Source organism: Miniphocaeibacter massiliensis, from assembly GCF_900232905.1.
GTDB classification, from domain to species: domain Bacteria; phylum Bacillota; class Clostridia; order Tissierellales; family Peptoniphilaceae; genus Miniphocaeibacter; species Miniphocaeibacter massiliensis.
In genome coordinates this window covers 1-18,333 of record NZ_OCTQ01000009.1, presented here as the reverse complement: position 1 = coordinate 18,333, position 18,333 = coordinate 1, and the positions used below count along the sequence as shown (strand labels likewise).

At 30.0% G+C, this 18,333-nt stretch carries 17 protein-coding genes, 3 tRNA genes and 1 rRNA gene; 18 read left to right on the top strand and 3 right to left on the bottom strand.

Annotation, left to right across the window (positions count from 1 at the left end; translation table 11 throughout):
* Window positions 1–8: 8 nt before the first annotated feature.
* From rrf to CS899_RS10605, 9 genes are all read left to right on the top strand, one after another.
* Window positions 9–125, top strand: a 5S ribosomal RNA gene (gene rrf, locus CS899_RS10645).
* A gap of 40 nt (window positions 126–165) precedes the next feature.
* Window positions 166–240, top strand: a tRNA-Asn gene (locus CS899_RS10640).
* A gap of 3 nt (window positions 241–243) precedes the next feature.
* Window positions 244–332, top strand: a tRNA-Leu gene (locus tag CS899_RS10635).
* A gap of 54 nt (window positions 333–386) precedes the next feature.
* A tRNA-Met gene (locus CS899_RS10630) sits at window positions 387–463 on the top strand.
* Between the two features lie 584 nt (window positions 464–1,047).
* The gene (locus tag CS899_RS10625) at window positions 1,048–2,430 is read left to right on the top strand and encodes an alpha/beta fold hydrolase (RefSeq protein WP_100066181.1); all 1,383 of its coding nucleotides are present in this window, start codon (window positions 1,048–1,050) and stop codon (window positions 2,428–2,430) included.
* Between the two features lie 138 nt (window positions 2,431–2,568).
* On the top strand, window positions 2,569–2,940 hold the full coding sequence (locus CS899_RS10620) for a zinc-ribbon domain-containing protein (protein ID WP_100066180.1): 372 nt from the start codon (window positions 2,569–2,571) through the stop codon (window positions 2,938–2,940).
* 17 nt (window positions 2,941–2,957) lie between these two features.
* On the top strand, window positions 2,958–3,194 hold the full coding sequence (locus CS899_RS10615; protein ID WP_100066179.1) for a DUF3781 domain-containing protein: 237 nt from the start codon (window positions 2,958–2,960) through the stop codon (window positions 3,192–3,194).
* 312 nt (window positions 3,195–3,506) lie between these two features.
* The gene (locus CS899_RS10610) at window positions 3,507–5,255 is read left to right on the top strand and encodes an ABC transporter ATP-binding protein (RefSeq protein ID WP_100066178.1); all 1,749 of its coding nucleotides are present in this window, start codon (window positions 3,507–3,509) and stop codon (window positions 5,253–5,255) included.
* Window positions 5,242–7,026: an ABC transporter ATP-binding protein gene (locus CS899_RS10605; RefSeq protein ID WP_100066177.1), complete on the top strand. Its 1,785-nt coding sequence runs from the start codon at window positions 5,242–5,244 to the stop codon at window positions 7,024–7,026. Before CS899_RS10610 ends, CS899_RS10605 begins: the two co-directional genes overlap by 14 nt.
* 23 nt (window positions 7,027–7,049) lie before the next feature.
* On the opposite strand, the gene CS899_RS10600 is transcribed toward CS899_RS10605, so the two are convergent.
* Window positions 7,050–7,607, bottom strand: a complete 558-nt coding sequence (locus CS899_RS10600) for a TetR/AcrR family transcriptional regulator (RefSeq protein ID WP_100066176.1) — start codon at window positions 7,605–7,607, stop codon at window positions 7,050–7,052.
* A gap of 195 nt (window positions 7,608–7,802) precedes the next feature.
* Between CS899_RS10600 and CS899_RS10985 the strand changes: the two genes are divergently transcribed.
* Both CS899_RS10985 and CS899_RS10980 read left to right on the top strand, forming a co-directional pair.
* Complete coding sequence (locus CS899_RS10985; protein WP_207204791.1) at window positions 7,803–8,348, top strand: zinc-binding metallopeptidase family protein; 546 nt, start codon at window positions 7,803–7,805, stop codon at window positions 8,346–8,348.
* A gap of 26 nt (window positions 8,349–8,374) precedes the next feature.
* The gene (locus CS899_RS10980; protein WP_207204792.1) at window positions 8,375–9,076 is read left to right on the top strand and encodes a zinc-binding metallopeptidase family protein; all 702 of its coding nucleotides are present in this window, start codon (window positions 8,375–8,377) and stop codon (window positions 9,074–9,076) included.
* 138 nt (window positions 9,077–9,214) lie between these two features.
* On the opposite strand, the gene CS899_RS10590 is transcribed toward CS899_RS10980, so the two are convergent.
* Window positions 9,215–9,751 carry a TetR/AcrR family transcriptional regulator gene (locus CS899_RS10590; protein WP_100066175.1) on the bottom strand — a complete coding sequence of 179 codons (537 nt, stop codon included), beginning with the start codon at window positions 9,749–9,751 and terminating at the stop codon, window positions 9,215–9,217.
* A gap of 224 nt (window positions 9,752–9,975) precedes the next feature.
* Between CS899_RS10590 and CS899_RS10585 the strand changes: the two genes are divergently transcribed.
* Complete coding sequence (locus CS899_RS10585) at window positions 9,976–11,343, top strand: amidohydrolase (RefSeq protein WP_100066174.1); 1,368 nt, start codon at window positions 9,976–9,978, stop codon at window positions 11,341–11,343.
* Between the two features lie 49 nt (window positions 11,344–11,392).
* On the opposite strand, the gene CS899_RS10580 is transcribed toward CS899_RS10585, so the two are convergent.
* Window positions 11,393–11,941 carry a TetR/AcrR family transcriptional regulator gene (locus CS899_RS10580; protein ID WP_100066173.1) on the bottom strand — a complete coding sequence of 183 codons (549 nt, stop codon included), beginning with the start codon at window positions 11,939–11,941 and terminating at the stop codon, window positions 11,393–11,395.
* A gap of 240 nt (window positions 11,942–12,181) precedes the next feature.
* Here CS899_RS10580 and CS899_RS10575 point away from each other — a divergent pair, with 240 nt between their 5' ends.
* The 6 genes from CS899_RS10575 to CS899_RS10550 form a co-directional block, all read left to right on the top strand.
* Window positions 12,182–13,549 carry an amidohydrolase gene (locus tag CS899_RS10575; RefSeq protein WP_100066172.1) on the top strand — a complete coding sequence of 456 codons (1,368 nt, stop codon included), beginning with the start codon at window positions 12,182–12,184 and terminating at the stop codon, window positions 13,547–13,549.
* A gap of 97 nt (window positions 13,550–13,646) precedes the next feature.
* A complete protein-coding gene (locus CS899_RS10570; RefSeq protein ID WP_100066171.1) occupies window positions 13,647–14,369 on the top strand; it encodes a DUF5058 family protein in 723 nt (240 codons plus the stop codon).
* An 18-nt stretch (window positions 14,370–14,387) separates the two neighbouring features.
* A complete protein-coding gene (locus CS899_RS10565) occupies window positions 14,388–15,077 on the top strand; it encodes a hypothetical protein (protein WP_100066170.1) in 690 nt (229 codons plus the stop codon).
* A 47-nt stretch (window positions 15,078–15,124) separates the two neighbouring features.
* Window positions 15,125–16,492 (top strand): amidohydrolase, encoded by a 1,368-nt coding sequence (locus CS899_RS10560; RefSeq protein WP_100066169.1) that lies wholly within the window; start codon window positions 15,125–15,127, stop codon window positions 16,490–16,492.
* Window positions 16,493–16,603: 111 nt separating this feature from the next.
* Window positions 16,604–18,082, top strand: a complete 1,479-nt coding sequence (locus CS899_RS10555; RefSeq protein WP_100066168.1) for a M81 family metallopeptidase — start codon at window positions 16,604–16,606, stop codon at window positions 18,080–18,082.
* A gap of 136 nt (window positions 18,083–18,218) precedes the next feature.
* Window positions 18,219–18,333 (top strand): GTP-binding protein (locus CS899_RS10550; RefSeq protein ID WP_129582303.1); only part of this gene is annotated, 115 nt, incomplete at its 3' end.

Sequence of the window (18,333 nt, the reverse complement as noted above, 5' to 3'; positions counted from 1 at the left end):
GGGCTTCATAGGGTGAAGATAGCGAAAGGGATACACCTGTACCCATCTCGAACACAGAAGTTAAGCCTTTCTACGCTGATGGTACTATGATGGCGACGTCATGGGAGAGTAGGTATTCGCCCAACAAGATAGCCTAGGTATATAATATATACTTAGGCTAGATGTTCCTAGGTAGCTCAATGGTGGAGCACCCGGCTGTTAACCGGTAGGTTGTGGGTTCGAGTCCCACCCTGGGAGCCATAAGCCGGAGTGGCGGAACTGGCAGACGCACAGGACTTAAAATCCTGCGATGGTTAAACATCGTATCGGTTCGATTCCGATCTCCGGCACCATGAACACCTAGTAACATAAAAAGTACAATTTATCTATTTAGATAGTTGTTATATCGCGGGATGGAGCAGCTTGGTAGCTCGTCGGGCTCATAACCCGGAGGTCGTAGGTTCAAATCCTGCTCCCGCAACCAAAAAAAGAAAGTAATCAAATAGATTACTTTCTTTTTTTTATTTTGATGCTTTCAAGTATTCTTTTTTTGAGTTAAGCACACTTTGTAACTAACAATTGTTTTATTAGTACAAATAGTTTATGTGTTATTTTTTATTCTTAATAATCACTTCGTTTTATAAATGACTGAGTTTATTAAAATTTTAATTTTAGCTTTGGAGTTAAATAAAATAATAATTAAACTACTTTAGTAAAGATATGTATGTTATTTATTTGATGCAATCGTTTTTCTGTATTAGTATCTTAGTATACAAGCAGATATTTATTAATTTAAATAACTTCTAAGGATAGAATAATATTATTTTAACAATATTTGACGAAATTAACATATTTACAAAATATTCTTTTTTATATTAAATGTTAGCCTATGTGAATAATAAAAAAATATACATGGATTGTAGATAGGAATTTTATAGATTACAGCTTATTATTTAGGAAAATAGTTATTTAGAAATTTAAGAATATAATTATTTATGTAATATTGGATATTATATCTGTAATTTACGATTATGAGAAACTTAAAAAAGGAGAGAGGAAAGTGATAAAATGAAGAAGTCATTATTGAGTATATGTATTACTATGGTCTTGTTAGTTGTTCTTGTAGGGTGTAATTCAGAAAAAACGAAAGTAGTTCAAGATACAGCAGCTATATCAGAAAATAGAGAGGATGTATTATATAAGCTGTCTATTCAATTGACGGATTACTTAAATAGTGGAAATATTGATGCGGCTATGGCTATGATGAATAAAGAAATGATTAGTGCAATGGATGGAGAACTAGTAAATGTATGGAAGCAACTTACTGATTCTTTAGGTGAATTTGTCGAAACAGGTGCTTATGAGTATACGCTTTCTGATAAGTATGAAATTCTTGAAATGACCCTTAAATTTAAAAATTCAAACATGATACAAAGGGTTGTATTTGATAGTGAAAATAAAATTAGCGGGTTGCGTTATTTAAAGGGGGAAGTAAAAGGAGAAGATAGTTTACCGGATACTATAACAGAAACTCCTGTAACTGTTGATGCAGGAGAAAGATATCCTTTAAAAGGAATCGTTACTATGCCAAAAGATAATGCACCTTCTGCGGCTATTGTACTTGTACATGGCTCTGGTCCTAACAATATGGATTCAGCTGTTGGAGCAAATTCAATTTTTAAGGACTTGGCGCATTCTCTTGAAGAAAATGGAATAGCCTCTTTTAGATATGATAAACGTACTTATACCCATGGTGATGCTATCATAAAAAGTGGTAAATCTATTACCCTTAATGATGAAGTATTTAAAGATGCCCTTGCAGCAGTAGAAGTAATTAAGTCATGGGATGGAATTGATAGTAATAAAGTATACCTGCTTGGACACAGTATGGGAGGAGGGCTTTTGTCTTACATTAATTCCAAGGGTGCTGATTGTGCAGGATACATAGTCATGGCTGGTACACCACGAAATATATGGGAGTTAATTGTAGAGCAAAACCTTATGCTTGCCGATGAATTTGAAAAGAGTGGAGATTTAAAAAAAGCGGATGAAATTCGTAGTTTAGTGGAAAAAGAAAAATTAAAAGCTAATAAATTAGAAACATTAAATGGTGAAGAAATTGTTTTTAATTTGTCTGCAGATTATCTGAGAGAATTTGATGAAATTGACACGATTGCATTACATTTAAAAGATGAGCTTCCTGTGTTGGTTTTGCAAGGTGAAAAAGATCGTCAAGTAACTATGAAGGACTATGAACTTTGGAAAGACGGGTTGAAAGAACATCCTAACACTACATTTATATCTTATACTAAACTCAACCATATTTTTGGTGAATACACTGGTAAGGACGTTCTAGTTTCTCAGATGGTATCTGTTGAATATGCAGAACGCACTCCTGTTTCAGATGATGTAATACGCGATATTACAAACTGGATTGAGAAACTACAATGACATTTACATTGAAAAAAGGTACAATGAAATTAATGAATTAATAAGTTGAGATTGTTAAAATACCAATATTAGAATTTTATAATAATATTGGTATTTTTTAAGTAGAAAAATTTAATTTAAATAAAGAAGGAATAGTATATGTTTTTCATTTTTGGAATAGCTGATAGTTACGATGAAGTAGATTTTAAAACTACTTTTACTTGTGAGTGTTGTAATCATATGGAGCAAATGAATTTTTATATGTTTTACACATACTTTAGTTTGTTTTTTATAAAAATTTTTAAGTGGAATAAAAGATATGTAGGAGTTTGTAGAAACTGTAATTGTGAATATGAATTTACTAAAGAAACTTTTGAAGAGTTAAAGGAAAGTGGAAATTTGAAAAGTAGTATGTACACAATGAGAAATTGTAATAGTAATTATGGTAAAAGGAATTTGGTATGTTCTAATTGTGGCTATACTTTGAGGGAAGATTTTGAATTTTGTCCTAAATGTGGTAGTAAACTTTAGCTAAAGGAGAAAAATTATTGGAAGAATTAATTAATAATATTGAAAAACTACATACTACTAGGTTAGGGGTTCAAAGATTAAAAAGAAATCTATCTTTAAATGTAGAAGATGTAGTTTCTTGGTGTAAAGAAAAGATAATAAATCCAAAAGCTACAATGGAAAGAAAAGGTAAAAATTGGTATATTTATATAGAAAATTATAAAATAACAGTTAATGCATCTAGTTATACTATTATTACGGCACATATTTTCTAATAGAATTGTTAATATAGTTTACATTTAATTTAAGATTTGACTATACTAAAATATTATGTTATCCTATACAAGATTATAAAAGAAAGAGAGGTAAAAATTATGTTTAAATATGGTAATTTATTAAATGGCAAAGCTGGCATAGTTGCGTCTAACGATAAAAACATAACAATTAAATTTAACTACCTCTTCGTTAAAAGATAGGATATAAGTCTAATTAAATATATAATGGAGAGGTTTATCTCCATTTATTTAGAAGCACACCTAAGTATTTGGGTGTGCTTTTTATGTGTGCAAATATTTAAGAGGTGATTTATGTTTAAAATTTTTAAAAAATTAAAATGGTTTTTAATATATTATAAAAAATCGTATATATATACTTTTATAGCTATAGTTATAGCATATATATTGATGCTTGTTCCACCTAAAATACTAGGTATAATATTGGACGGTATAAAAGAGAAAACTTTGTTACTAGATGAATTATATAAATTTATAGTAATTTTAATAGTTGTGGTAATTTTAGAATACATTGCTAATTTTACTTGGTCTTATTTTAACTTTAGAGCATCAGATGAAATACAAAGAATTACAAGAATAAATTTAATGACTAAGTATTTAAAACAAAGTTCAAAATTTTTTGAACTGAATACAACAGGATCTTTAATGGGAAAAGCTACAAATGATGTAACAATGCTATCTGATTTTTCTGGTTATGGAATGATGGCGTTCTTTGATTCAACAGCATATCCAATAGCTGTGTTAATCGTAATGGCAACAGTTAATTGGAAATTAACATTAGTTTCTGTACTGCCTTTGCCAATTTTGTTTTATATTACTAAAAAAATAGAGAAAATATTATATGTAAAATACGAAAAAGTACTGAAGAGTTTTGATAAATTAAATGACAAAGTTTTAGAAAATATTTCTGGCGTCAGGGTTGTTAGAAGTTATACACTAGAGTATGAACAAACTTTAGAGTTTGAGGAAGAGTGTTTCGACTATTACCAGAAAAACATGGATTTAGTAAAGATATCTAGTATATATTCCTTTATAACGAGAGTAATTCCAGGAATTAGTATGATTTTAGCTTTAACTTACGGAACATATTTAATAGGAAAAAATGATTTAACTTTGGGAAATTTAGTAACTATTAGTGTATTTTTAAATATGCTTGTTTGGCCTATGTTTGCACTAGGAGATTTTGCAAATCTTAGTGAACAAGCTAGTGCTTCTATGGATAGAATACAAGAGGTTTTAGACTATAAGGAAGATATTACAGATAGAGAAAATGCTAAAGATTATGAGGGAAATGGTAATATTGAATTTATAAATTTAGATTTTACTTACCCATCTTCAGAAGGTGAAGTTTTAGAAAATATAAGCTTTGTATTAGAAAATGGGGAAACATTAGGAGTTGTAGGAAAGACTGGTTCTGGTAAAACTACGTTAATTAAACAACTTCTGAGAATGTATAATTTAAAAGATAGAAGCTTAAAAGTAGGACGAAATTTTATAGAGGATATTAAGATAAAAACTCTAAGAGATAGAATTGGATATGTTCCTCAAAGGCATGTAGTTTTTTCAAAAACTATTGAAGATAATATAAAGTTTTCAGATAGTACAAAAACTACATCAGATGTTGAAAAAGTTCTAGAATTAGCTGACTTTAAAAAGGATTTAGCAAGTTTACCTGATGGTTTAAATACAATGGCTGGAGAGAAAGGGGTATCTCTTTCAGGTGGTCAGAAACAAAGAATATCTATTGCTAGGGCATTAATTAAAGATCCGGAAATTTTAATATTAGATGATAGTCTGTCTGCAGTAGATGCAAATACGGAACAAAAAATACTTTCAAATCTTAAAGAATATAGAAAAGGAAAAACTAATATTATTACAGCACATAGACTCTCAGCTGTCCAACATGCTGATATAATAATAGTTTTAGAGAATGGAAAAATAGGTCAAAAAGGAAACCATGAAAAATTATTTAAAGAAGATGGATGGTATAGAGAACAATTTATACATCAACAGTTAAAAGGTGAAGATTATGCATCAGACTAAGAAAATAGAAAAAAATAAAACTAGGAAGAAAAGAAATTTTGTTATAAAGAAACTAAGAGAATACAGTTTTCTTCAAATAAAAAATTTAATTATAGGAATGGGTTTTATATTATTAGCATTACTAGCAGATTTAGGAGGACCCTTTATAATATCTAGGTTATTAGATAGTGAAATAGAGCAAGGTATTGGTGCCAGGTCTATTAAAATATTTGTTATTTTAATAATATTTTATTTAATTACTATTTTAACTGCAGGAGTAACAAGGTATTTTAGTAGATATTATTTTGAAAAAGCGGCTAATAAAATAGCTTTATTTATGCAAAGAGATGTATATAAACATGTACAAAGTTTACCAGTATCTTATTTTGATGAACTTCCAGCAGGTAAAGTAGTTTCAAGAATTACAAATGATACAAAAGCAGTAAAATCATTATTTCAAATAGTCCTTGGAGGATTAGTGACAAATGGTTCATATGTAGGATTTTCTTATATTGTTTTGCTTATAATAGACTTTAAATTTACATTAGCAACTCTTATAGTATTGCCAATAGTATTTTTGTTATTCAGAGATTTTGTTAGCAAAGCTTCAACAATAAATAAAAGATCAAGAAGATACTTAAGCGATTTAAATGCAAATTTGAATGAAAATATACAAGGTATAGAAATTATACAATCATTTAATCAAGAAGAAAAAATATTTGAAGAATTTAGTGAAGTAAATGATAAAATTTATAATAATATGTTGAATTTAACGAAACTTTATGCATATAATTCTTACAATGCAACACATGCTTTACAGTATATAACTCTAGGGGCTGTTTTATTATATTTTGGCTATGGTTCAGCGACAGGGGCATATGTAGTATCAATAGGAAGTATATATCTATTTGTGGACTACATGACAAAGATATTTGACAATTTAAACAATGCTATTCAAAGAATGGGAGAGCTTGAAACATCATATGGAGCAGCAGATCATATATTTGAGTTATTACAAGTAGAAACTATTCCAGAAAGAAAAGAACATATAAATGAGATAAAAGGAAATGTAGAATTTAAAGATGTATCATTTTATTATAAAAAAGGGGAATATGTTTTAAAAGATATAAATATAAAGGCAAAAGAAGGAGAAACTATAGCCTTTGTAGGACACACAGGTTCAGGGAAAAGCACTATGATGAATTTACTTTTAAATTTTTACGATGTTCAAAAGGGAAGAATAACTATAGATGGTAAAGATATAAGTAGTATAAATCAACAAGAATTGAGAAAAAATATAGCTATAGTATTACAAGATCCATTTTTATTTACAGGCACAATTTTAAGTAATATTACTTTGAACTCTTCAGAAATTACAGAAGAAGATGCATTAAAAGCATTACTAGCAGTAGGTGGAGAAATTATTTTAAATAAACATTCAAAAGGAATTAATACTGAGGTTAAAGAAAATGGAGATACTTTCTCAGCTGGAGAAAGACAGTTAATATCTTTTGCAAGAGCCTTGGCTAAAAATCCTTCAATACTTGTTTTAGACGAAGCAACTTCAAATATAGACAGTGAAACAGAAACTATAATACAAAAAGGTATAGAAAGATTAAAAGAAGGAAGAACAACATTTTTAATCGCTCATAGATTGTCTACTATAAAAAATGCAGATAAAATTATTGTATTAGATAAAGGAAAGATAATAGAAAAGGGTTCACACGAAGAATTAATAAAATTAAATGGAACATATAAGAAAATGTATGAAATGCAGTCAGTAAGTGAATAAAAAATAGAGCTATATTTATAGCTCTATTTTTTATTTATTATTAATTTTTTTAATGGTTCTGGCATATTTTCAATTAAAATTTTTGATAATTTTTCAGGAGAAGATGGATTTTTCTCTTTTATCCATTTAAGTACGCTATACGAAAATCCAAAGGAATAAAAATCTAGAGAAAATTTTAAATCTTCATTGTTATCAATAATATCTTTACATTCTTCAAAAATATATTTTTTTATGTTTTCTTTTGTTGTTTTAAAATACAGCTTTGTAAATGGATTATTTTCGTCTAAAGTTATGACTTGAGTATAAAATTTCTTGTTTTTCAACATTAGTTGTAAATAAAACTTAAAAGTCATATCACTTATTCCTAAATTTTGAACCATGCTCAAAGACAAAGATACAGTTTCATTATGTACAAAATAAATAAAATCATCCATATCTGTAAAATGTCTATAAAAAGTTTGTCTAGATAGCCCACTTTCATTTATTAAATCTGTGGCAGTAATTTTTCTTATAGACTTATTTTTCATTAAATTTTTAAAGGAATTTATAAAAATAATTTTTGAATCAATATTTTTGTTCATGATTGCTCCTAAAATAATAGACAGAGATTAATTTATTTAAGTATATACTAAAAAGTGATAAAAAACTATTTTAATAACTATTAGCAAAACACTATATCAAATTAGTTAATTGTAACTAATTAATAGCAATGTAAAAATGAAAATATATAGAAGGTTTATACATAAATATAACTATCAAATAGAAGGAGGAAGATTATGGGCAAAATAGCATTAGAATTTATAGATTCTAAAAGTGAGGATTTAAGTAGACTAGCTAAAAAAATTTGGGAATATCCAGAAGTGGCATATGAAGAGGTTAAAGCTAGTAATTGGACAGCGGAATTTTTAGAAAAAGAAGGATTTAATGTAGAAAAAGGAGCATTTGGTGTTCCTACTGCAGTAAAGGCTACTTGGGGTGAAGGAAAACTATTAATTGGATTTTTAGGAGAGTACGATGCTCTTGCAGGAATGAGTCAAAAAGTTTCAACTGAAAAAGAAGCAGTTGTTGAAGGAGAGCCAGGACATGGATGTGGCCATAACTTAATGGCACCAGCTTGTGTAGATGCAGTTCTAGGAATGAAAAAAGAAATGCAAGAAAAAGGACTGAAAGGAACAGTAGTATTTTATGGTTGTCCAGCTGAAGAATCATTGACAGGAAAAGTATTTATGGCAAGAGGAGGAGCATTTAAAGAATTAGATATAGCTTTTTCTTGGCACCCAATAGCTAAAAGTTCTTTAACGCTTGGACTGCAGCTGGATTAAATAGTGCAAAATTTCACTTTAAAGGTATAACTGCTCACGCTGAAGGAGATCCACATAATGGAAGATCTGCATTAGATGCAGCAGAAATAATGAATGTAGGTGCAAACTTTTTAAGGGAACATGTTACAGATGATGTCCGTATACATTATGCATTTACAGAAATAAATACAGCAGCAAATGTAGTGCATGATAAAACAACAGTACTTTATTATGTAAGAGCTTTAAGTAGAGAAACAGTAGAAGATGTTTACAATAGGCTTATTAAAGTTGCAGAAGATGCAGCCTGGATGACAGAAACAGAAGTAGATATAGAATTTTTAGGTGGCTGTTATAATACAATGCAAAATAAAACTTTATTAGATTTAATAAAAGATACTATGCTGAAAGTTCCTAGTATTTCATGGACAGATGAAGAACTAGACTTTGCAAAAACTTTGAATGAAAAAAGTATGACATATGAAAAAATGTTATCAGCTAGACAAATTACTAAAGACATTCAAATAGACGATTCTATGCCAGATTATGACTATATAAATATGTTTGGTTCAAATGATGTAAGTGAAGTGCAACATATAGTTCCAACAGTATACTTTATGACAGTAGGAAGTAATGTAGGTTCAGGTTATCATACATGGCAAGTAACTTCTTGCGCAGGACATTCCATAGGAATGAAAGGAATGATTCAAGGAGCAAAAATAATGTCAAATGCGGGAATAAAAGCTTTATAAGATGAAAATATAATTATAAAAGCAAAAGAAGAATTTGATAAAGCTATGAATGGAGAAGTTTATAATTGTCCAATCTCCGATGATGTAAAAGTACCAAAATAAAAAGCAACTATTTTTATAGTTGCTTTTATTTTTTTATTAATTAAAACTATCAGGAATACTTTTAGTGATTACATTTGCTAAAGTTTTGGGAGAACAAGGGTGTTTTTCTTGTATCCATTCTAAAACTATACTTGAAAAACCATGTATAAAGAAATTTAATAGAAGAGATTGTTTCTCGTCATTTAGTATTAAACTAATATCTCCTTTATAAATATATTCCAAAAAATTTTCTTTTGTTCTTAGTAAATACATTTTTTCAAATGAATCATATTCAGGTAGTTTATAAATTTGCTTGTAAAAATTATGCTCATTTAACATTAGAGATAAATAAAGTTCAAGAACGGTTTCTGAAGGTAAATTTTTATTAGAAGCTTCATAAGCAATAGAAACCCTTTGATAATGGCTAAAATAAATTAACTCATCAATTCCAGAAAAATGTCTATAGAAAGTTTGTCTAGAAAGTTTACTTTCTTTTACTATTTCTGAAACAGTAACTTTGCTTAGGTTTTTTGAAATTAATAAATTTTTAAAAGAGTTTATGATTATATTTTTTGAATCTAAAATATCTGCCATATAAATCACCTACTATAAATTTTAAACATTACATATTTTCACTAGATTAATTATATAATGAAAAGAGACAAAATGCCATTTTTGTATTATGTAAAATACGAATTATGTTTTTTGTAAATTGAAGTAAAAATCTTCAAGTGTAATACTTAAAGTAGATACATTTAATCTTATAGATATAAAACTTTTACATATTACTAAGGAATTAAATTAATAAGGAGGAAAAAATGAATAAAACAGTATTAGATTATATTGATTTAAAAAGTGATGAATTGATAGAGTTAGCTACAAAAATTTGGGAAAATCCAGAAGTAGCTTACAAAGAAGTAAAAGCTTGTGAGTGGACAGCGGAGTACTTAAGAAAAGAAGGATTTGATGTTACAGTAGGGGATTATGGAGTACCAACATCAATAAGAGCATCTTATGGAGAAGGAAATCCGATAATAGGTTTATTAGGAGAATATGATGCACTTCCAGGAATGAGCCAAAAGGTTAAAACGGAAAAAGAACCAGTGGTTGAAGGAGCACCAGGACATGGATGTCAACATAATTTATTAGGAGTAGGACATGTCGGAGCTGCTATCGGAATAAAAAAAGAAATGGAAGAAAAAGGATTAAAAGGAACAATAGTATTTTATGGTTGTCCAGCAGAAGAGGCTTTAACAGGTAAAGTATTTATGGCAAGAGGAGGAGCTTTTAGAGGTTTAGACATAGTATTAGACTGGCACCCCGGTACAGCGAATATGGTTATGAGGGGAAGATCTACAGCTATGAATACCTTTAAGTTACACTTTAAAGGTATAACAGCACATGCTGGAGGAGATCCTCATAATGGAAGATCGGCATTAGATGCAGTAGAACTTACACATGTTGGAATAAACTATTTAAGAGAACATGTAACAGACGATGTTAGAATGCACTATACAATTACAAATGGTGGACAAGCACCAAATATAGTTCCAGATAAAGCATCAGCTTGGTATTTTGTAAGAGCATTTACAAGAGAAGCAGTAGAAGATGTATATGAAAGAATGATAAAAGTTGCAAAGGGTGCAGCAATGATGACAGAAACAGAAGTTGAAGTAGAGTTTTTAGGTGGATGTTATGAAACGCTAAGTAATAAGGTTGTAGCTGATTTATTATTGGATACTATGAAAGAACTTGGACCAATAGAATGGTCAGAAGAAGAAAAACGATTTGCAGAAAAACTTGAAGAAAAGAAAGATAATAGCCAAGGTATGTTTTCTGATATTGGTGATAGTGCTTTATTTGAAGGTGAAGCTTTAGATGTAGCCATGGATGCATTTGGTTCATCAGATGTAGGAGATGTTTTGCATATAGCACCAGGCACGATGTTTATGACAGCTTGTTCAAATCTTGGAGCAGCAGGACATAGCTGGAATAATACAGCATGTGCAGGCCATGAGATAGGAATGAAAGGTATGATTTATGCTTCGAAAGTTATGGCGCAAACAGGAATAAAAATATTAGAAGATAATACAATAGTAGAAAAAGCACAAGAAGAATTTAAAAATGCTATGAATGGTAAAGAATATAATTGTCCTATTCCGGATGATGTAGAAGTTCCAAAGTAAGAAAAAGCTGTATTTAATACAGCTTTTTCTTATAAAAAATAAAATAAAATTATTCAATAAATTTGTTTAATTTATCAGGAATACTTTCATATATAACTTTGGCCATAACTTCAGAAGAACAGGGATTTTCACTTTTGAGCCATTTAAATATTAGACAACAAGTACCAAAAGTATAAAAGTCTAATAAAAGCATAAGTTCAGGATCATTGGTAATTGTATTTTCAGTATCTTTAAAGATATATTCTATATAATTTTCTTTGGTCTTTTTTATATATAAATGGGTAAAAGAATTTTTGCAATCTAAAGAAATGATTTTTTTATAAAATGACTGATGTTCCATCATTAAATCTAGATATAATTTACTTAAAGTATCATAAATAGAAATTTTATCACATAGTTCCAAAGAAATAGAAATGTATTTTGTATGTATGCTGTAAATTAAGTCATCAATATTTTCAAAATATCTATAAAATGTTTGTCTAGAAAGACCACTATTATTAATTAAGTCTGTGACAGTAATTTTAGAAACTGGATTATACTTTAATAATTCTAAAAAATTATCTATAAAAATATCTTTAGGATTAGATGGTTTTTCCATAGATATCCTCCTTTCAAAATTATAAATTAACACAATTATATAATAAAAAGTTACAAAATACTAGATATGTCATGTCAAGAAGGATAATATATCAATTTTGAAAATTGAAAAAAATATATAAAAATGAGAAAATAATACATAGCATAAAAGAATATTGTTAAAATTAAGATAAATTGAAAAACGTTTCCAATTTTACATAAAAACAATATCTATGCTAAATATTTAGAGAAGGAGAAAAATATGGGTAAATTAGCACAAGACTATATTGATGTTAAGAGTGAAGAGCTAATAGAATTAGCAAGTAAAATATGGGAAAATCCAGAAGTCGGCTATAAGGAAGTAAAGGCATCTGAATGGACAGCAGAATTCTTAAGAAAAGAAGGATTTGATGTTACAGTTGGAGACTATGGAGTTCCTACATCAATAAGAGCTTCTTGGGGTGAAGGAAAGCCAGTAATAGGTTTATTAGGTGAGTATGATGCACTTCCTGGAATGAGTCAAAAAGTTAAGCCAGAAAAAGAAGCAATAATAGAAGGTGCTCCAGGTCATGCGTGTCAACATAATTTATTAGGAGTAGGTCATGTCGGAGCAGCTATTGGACTTAAAAAAGAAATGGAAGAAAAAGGTCTTAAAGGTACTATAGTATTTTATGGATGTCCAGCTGAAGAAGAATTGACAGGTAAAGTATTTATGGCAAGAGGCGGAGCATTCAAAGATTTAGATATAGTGTTAGATTGGCACCCAGGCAATGCAAACATGGTGTTGAGAGGTAAAATGACAGCAATGAATACATTTAAACTACATTTTACAGGTATAACAGCTCATGCAGGAGGAGATCCTCATAATGGAAGATCAGCTTTAGATGCAGTAGAACTTACACATGTAGGCATAAACTACTTAAGAGAACATGTAACAGATGATGTAAGAATGCATTATACTATTATAAATGGTGGACAAGCACCAAATATAGTTCCAGACAAAGCATCTTCTTGGTATTTTGTTAGAGCTTTTAGTAGAGAAGCTGTAGAAGATACTTATGAAAGAATGATAAAAGTTGCAAAAGGCGCAGCAATGATGACTGATACAGAAGTAGAAGTAGAATATTTGGGCGGATGTTATGAAACTTTAAATAATAAAGTAGTAACAGATTTATTGTTAGAGTCAATGAGAGAGCTAGGACCAATAAAGTGGTCAGAAGAAGAAAAACAATTTGCAGAAAAACTCGAAGAAAAGAAATCTAACAGTCAAGGGATGTTTTCTGATATTGGTAATAGTGCTTTATTTGAAGGAGAAGCTCTAGATGTAGCTATGGATGCGTTTGGTTCAACTGATGTTGGAGATGTTCTTCATATAGCACCTGGTTCAATGTTTATGACTGCTTGTACAAATCTTGGAGCAGCAGGACACAGTTGGAATAATACAGCATGTGCAGGACACTCTATAGGGATGAAAGGCATGTTATACGCTGCGAAAGTTATGTCAGAGGCTGGTCTTAAAATATTAAATGATACAAGTATTGTAGATAAAGCACAGGAAGAATTCAAAAAGTCTATGAATGGTAAAGAATATAAATGTCCAATACCAGATTATGTTAAAGTACCAAAATAGTATTTTTAGTAATATGAAAAATAATTTAAGAAATATAGAAAAAATATAAATTTAATATTTTTTAATAACAATAATTTGATAAAAAGGAGAAAAGGATATGAAAAGTTATTTAGATGTAGCGAATGGGAATATAATGTTTATACTTTGTGCTATACCAATAATAATAGTACTTATACAGTCAATTATATTTATAAGATTAGGAATAAAAAGAACTAAAGATTTAGGAATGGAAGAAGGTACAGTAAAAAAATTAACAGCAAATAGTATAATTTCGTCAATAGTACCGTCTTTGCCTATAATTATATCTTTAGCTGTACTCATGCCTTCTTTAGGTAAATATCTACCATGGATGAGACTTTCAGTTATAGGTTCAATGATGTATGAAAGTATGTGTGCAGATATAGTTATAAAAGAAATGGGTTATGCAGGAGGGTTACAAGATGCTGCTGGAATAACTACAGCAGTATTTGCTAGTGTAGTATGGGTTATGTGTGTAGCTAGTATAGCATGGCCATTATCAAATGCAATAGGATTAAAAACTTACGATAAGAAGTTAACTAGTATGCAAAAATCTGGTGGATTTATGGTAGTAGCAACAGGTGCTTTATTCATAGGTTTAATGGCAGTAATGGCTTTCCCAAGAGTTTTAGATATAGAGAATAAAGTGGGAATAATTGTTATAATAGTATCTGGAGTCGCAGCGATATTACTGGAGTTTATTTCAAAGAAAACAAAAATAAAAGCATTATCAGAGTTTTCTTTCCCGATTGCCATGTTATTAGGAATGGCTTCGGCAATAGTAGTCAATGGAATGGTTTAATAAAAGGGGGATTATGATATGAATGACAAAGATTTAATATATGAAAAAAAGTTACATAGATACGGTAAGTTTACATCTTATTTATTATCACTTACATTTATTTTAGTTCCATTAGGTATACAACTTATATATGGTATAAAAATAGATATTATGAAGACATTAGGAGCTTTTCTGGCAGCATTCATGGTATTTGGGCCAACTGCATTGGTAGAATTTTTCTCATACCCAGCAATATTAGGCGCTGGTGGACAGTATCTAGCATTTACAACTGGGAATATGATGAATTTAAAGATTCCAGTATCTGTAAGTGGCATGAAGGTTTGTCACGTTGAACCAGGAAGTAAAGAAGCGGGTCCAGTTTCTATGATAGCTGTAGGAGTTTCTTCAATAGTAACAACGTTAATAGTATTTGTAGGAATGTTATTATCAGCACAATTACTTCCAGTATTAGAATCAGAATTTTTAAAACCAGCACTTGACAATGTTATGCCTGCTATAATGGGCTCATTAGCAGCTCCTATATTTTTCAAAGATTGGAAAACATCTTCAGTACCTTGTATATTAGCTGGTATTTTGACATTAATGATGGGATATGCTAAATTTTCTGCAAAACAAACAATTATGTTACCTATATTTTTAATAGTTTCTGTGGCATGGGCTTATATACTTTATAAAAGAAAAAACAATAACAACGAGAAAACAGAATAATAAAAATGTACAACTAACAGAACATATCTTAAGGAGATAGGTTAAGTATGGAAAAAATATCATCAAATTATATTGATAACAAAGAAAATGATTTAATAGAATTAGCAACTAAGATATGGGAAAGTCCAGAAGTAGCATTTACTGAAGTAAATGCATGCGAATGGACTGCTGAATTATTAAGAAAAGAAGGATTTAATGTAGAAGTTGGTGTCTTTGGACTACCAACTTCTATAAGAGCGACTTGGGGAGAAAGAAAACCAGTTGTTGGATTTCTAGGAGAATATGACGCTCTCCCAGAAATGAGTCAAAAAGCAGAGACTCACAAAGAAGCTATTGAAGAGGGAGCACCAGGTCATGCTTGCCAACATAACTTATTAGGTGTAGCACATGTAGGAGCTGCTATTGGTCTAAAAAAAGAGATGGAAGAAAAAGGACTAAAAGGAACAGTTGTATTTTATGGTTGTCCAGCAGAAGAAGTACTAACAGGAAAAGGATTTATGGCAAGAGAAGGAGCTTTTAGAGATTTAGACGCTTTCTTTGCTTGGCATCCAGGTCCAATTAATGCAGTCTCAAGAACTTTATCAACAGCAGTAAATTCATTTAAACTTCATTTTACAGGTATAACTGCTCATGCAGGAGGAGACCCTCACAATGGAAGATCTGCATTAGATGCTATTGAACTTACAAATGTTGGAATAAATTACTTACGAGAGCATGTTACAGACGATGTAAGAATGCATTATACAATAACAAATGGTGGACAAGCACCAAATATAGTTCCAGATAAAGCATCTGCATGGTACTATGTAAGAGCTTTAAGTAGAGAAACAGTAGAAGATGTATATGAAAGAATGATAAAAGTTGCAAAGGGTGCAGCAATGATGACTGAAACAGAAGTTGAAGTAGAATTTTTGGGAGGATGCTACAATTCACTTGCAAATAACGTTTTGGCAGATGTGTTAAAAGAATCAATGGATGAGGTTGAACCTCAAAAGTGGACTGAAGAGGATATTAAATTTGCAAAAGAATTAGAAGGTGCTAAAACAAACAGTTCAGGAATGTTAGGTGGCGAAAATAATAAAAAAGCTTATTTATATGAAGGTCCAGCACTAGATTTAGGTGGAGAAGCTTACGCTTCATCCGATGTAGGAGATGCTCAACACATAGCACCTGGAATTATGTTTATTACAGCAACCTCAAATATAGGAGCAGCCGGACACAGTTGGCAAAATACAGCTTGTGGAGGAATGGATATAGGAATGAAAGGTATGTTGTATGCTGCAAAAGTAATGGCAAATGCAGGTAAAAAAGTATTAAATGACACTAGCATAGTAGATGAAGCAAAAGAAGAGTTTGAAAAGTCTATGAATGGAAGAGAGTACAAATGTCCAATTCCAAAAGGGCTGAAAATTTAGAAATAAGGAATTAAATATTATAAAACTAAAAATGCAAAGATAGGTCTTTGCATTTTTTTAATACATATTTATTAAATATTCTTAATATTAAAAATAAGGAGGAAGAATTAAGTGAAGATATTAATTGGAAACTTTGGACATGAAGCAAATACTTTTGCTTCAAAAGACGCAAGTTTCGAAGAATTTACAAGAATGGGTTATTACAAAGGAGAGGAGTTAATACCTCATTATAGAGGAAAACCTTCTTATATTGGAGGTATGATAAAATCTGCAGAAGAAGAAGGGGTAGAAGTTATCCCAACTGTAGATGTGTTAAATGCAGCTCCTACATTAAGCATGAGTTGTGTAAATAAAGTTATGGATGACATTATAAGTGTTATTAAAAAAAATAAAGATGATATAGATGGAATTTGTTTTGGATTACATGGGGCAGGAGTGGCTAGAGGAATAGATGATTTAGAATCATATGTATTGAAGAAAATTAAAGAAATTGTAGGAAATGATATTCCAATAGTATCTACCTTAGATTTACATGCGAATATTTCTAATGAAATGGTAGAATTATCAGATGGTCTTTTTGGAGTTAAGGAGTATCCTCACATTGATACTTATGAAGCAGGATATTTAGCTTTTAAAACTTTAGTTAAAATATTAAAGGGTGATTTGAAAACTAAAATGGCAGTTAAACACATTCCTATACTATTGCCTTTATCTGCTGGATTTACGCAACGAGAACCGTTACTAAGTATAAATAAACATATAAAAGAATATGTAAAAGAGAATGATTTAATAGATGCAAGTTTGTTTCATGGATTTCCATATGCAGATGTAGAGTTTGCTTCTACTTCAATTGTTGTTGTAGGAGATGAAAACTCAAATGTAGAAAAAGCAGCTGGAGAACTGGCTGAATATGTTTGGAAAGAAAGATATGGATTTATTCCAGAAATTAACTCACCAGCAGAAGCTATGAACAAAGCAGAAAATTTTGAAGGTGAAGGATATATAGTAATAAATGAGTCTTCTGATAATCCCGGTGGAGGAACACCAGGAGATGGAACATTTTTACTTAGAGAGATGCTTAAGAGAAATAGAGAAGGTACAGTTTTTGGATTTATATATGATATAGAAAGTTTAGAAGAGATTCATAAACATAAAATAGGAGAAAAAATAGATTTAAAATTAGGAGGAAAAACAGAAAAAATTCATGGAGAGCCTATAGAAATTAAAGATGCCATTATATGCAACCTATCAGATGGCTTAGCGATATGTACAACTCCAATGTTAAAAGGTTTGCCTATGAATTTTAAAAAAGCTGCGAGGATAAAAGTTGGAAATGTAGATATTATACTTACAGGAGATAGGGGACAGACATTAGATGATCGTCCATTTCTAATAACAGGAGCAGATTTAAATGATTATAGATATGTAGGGTTAAAATCGGCTAATCATTTTAGAGGTTACTTTCAAGATAAAGCAGCTATGATTATTCCAACTGACCCTCCAGGAATTATGTCAGCAGATTTATCGGTATTTGAATATAAAAAAGTAACAATGCCGAAATTTCCATTAAATAAGGATATTGAATTCTAATAAATAAAGATTAATATTTTAATATTATATATATTATAAAATAGAAATCAGTAGTTGATTATTTTTAACTACTATATTAAAATTAGGTTGTAACTAAAAATATTGGGAAATTAAGAATTTAGGAGGCCAAAATAAAATGGGAAAAGAAAAATTTGAAAGAACGAAACCACACGTTAATATAGGAACAATAGGTCACGTAGACCATGGAAAAACAACAACAACAGCAGCGATAACACTAGTATTAAACAAAA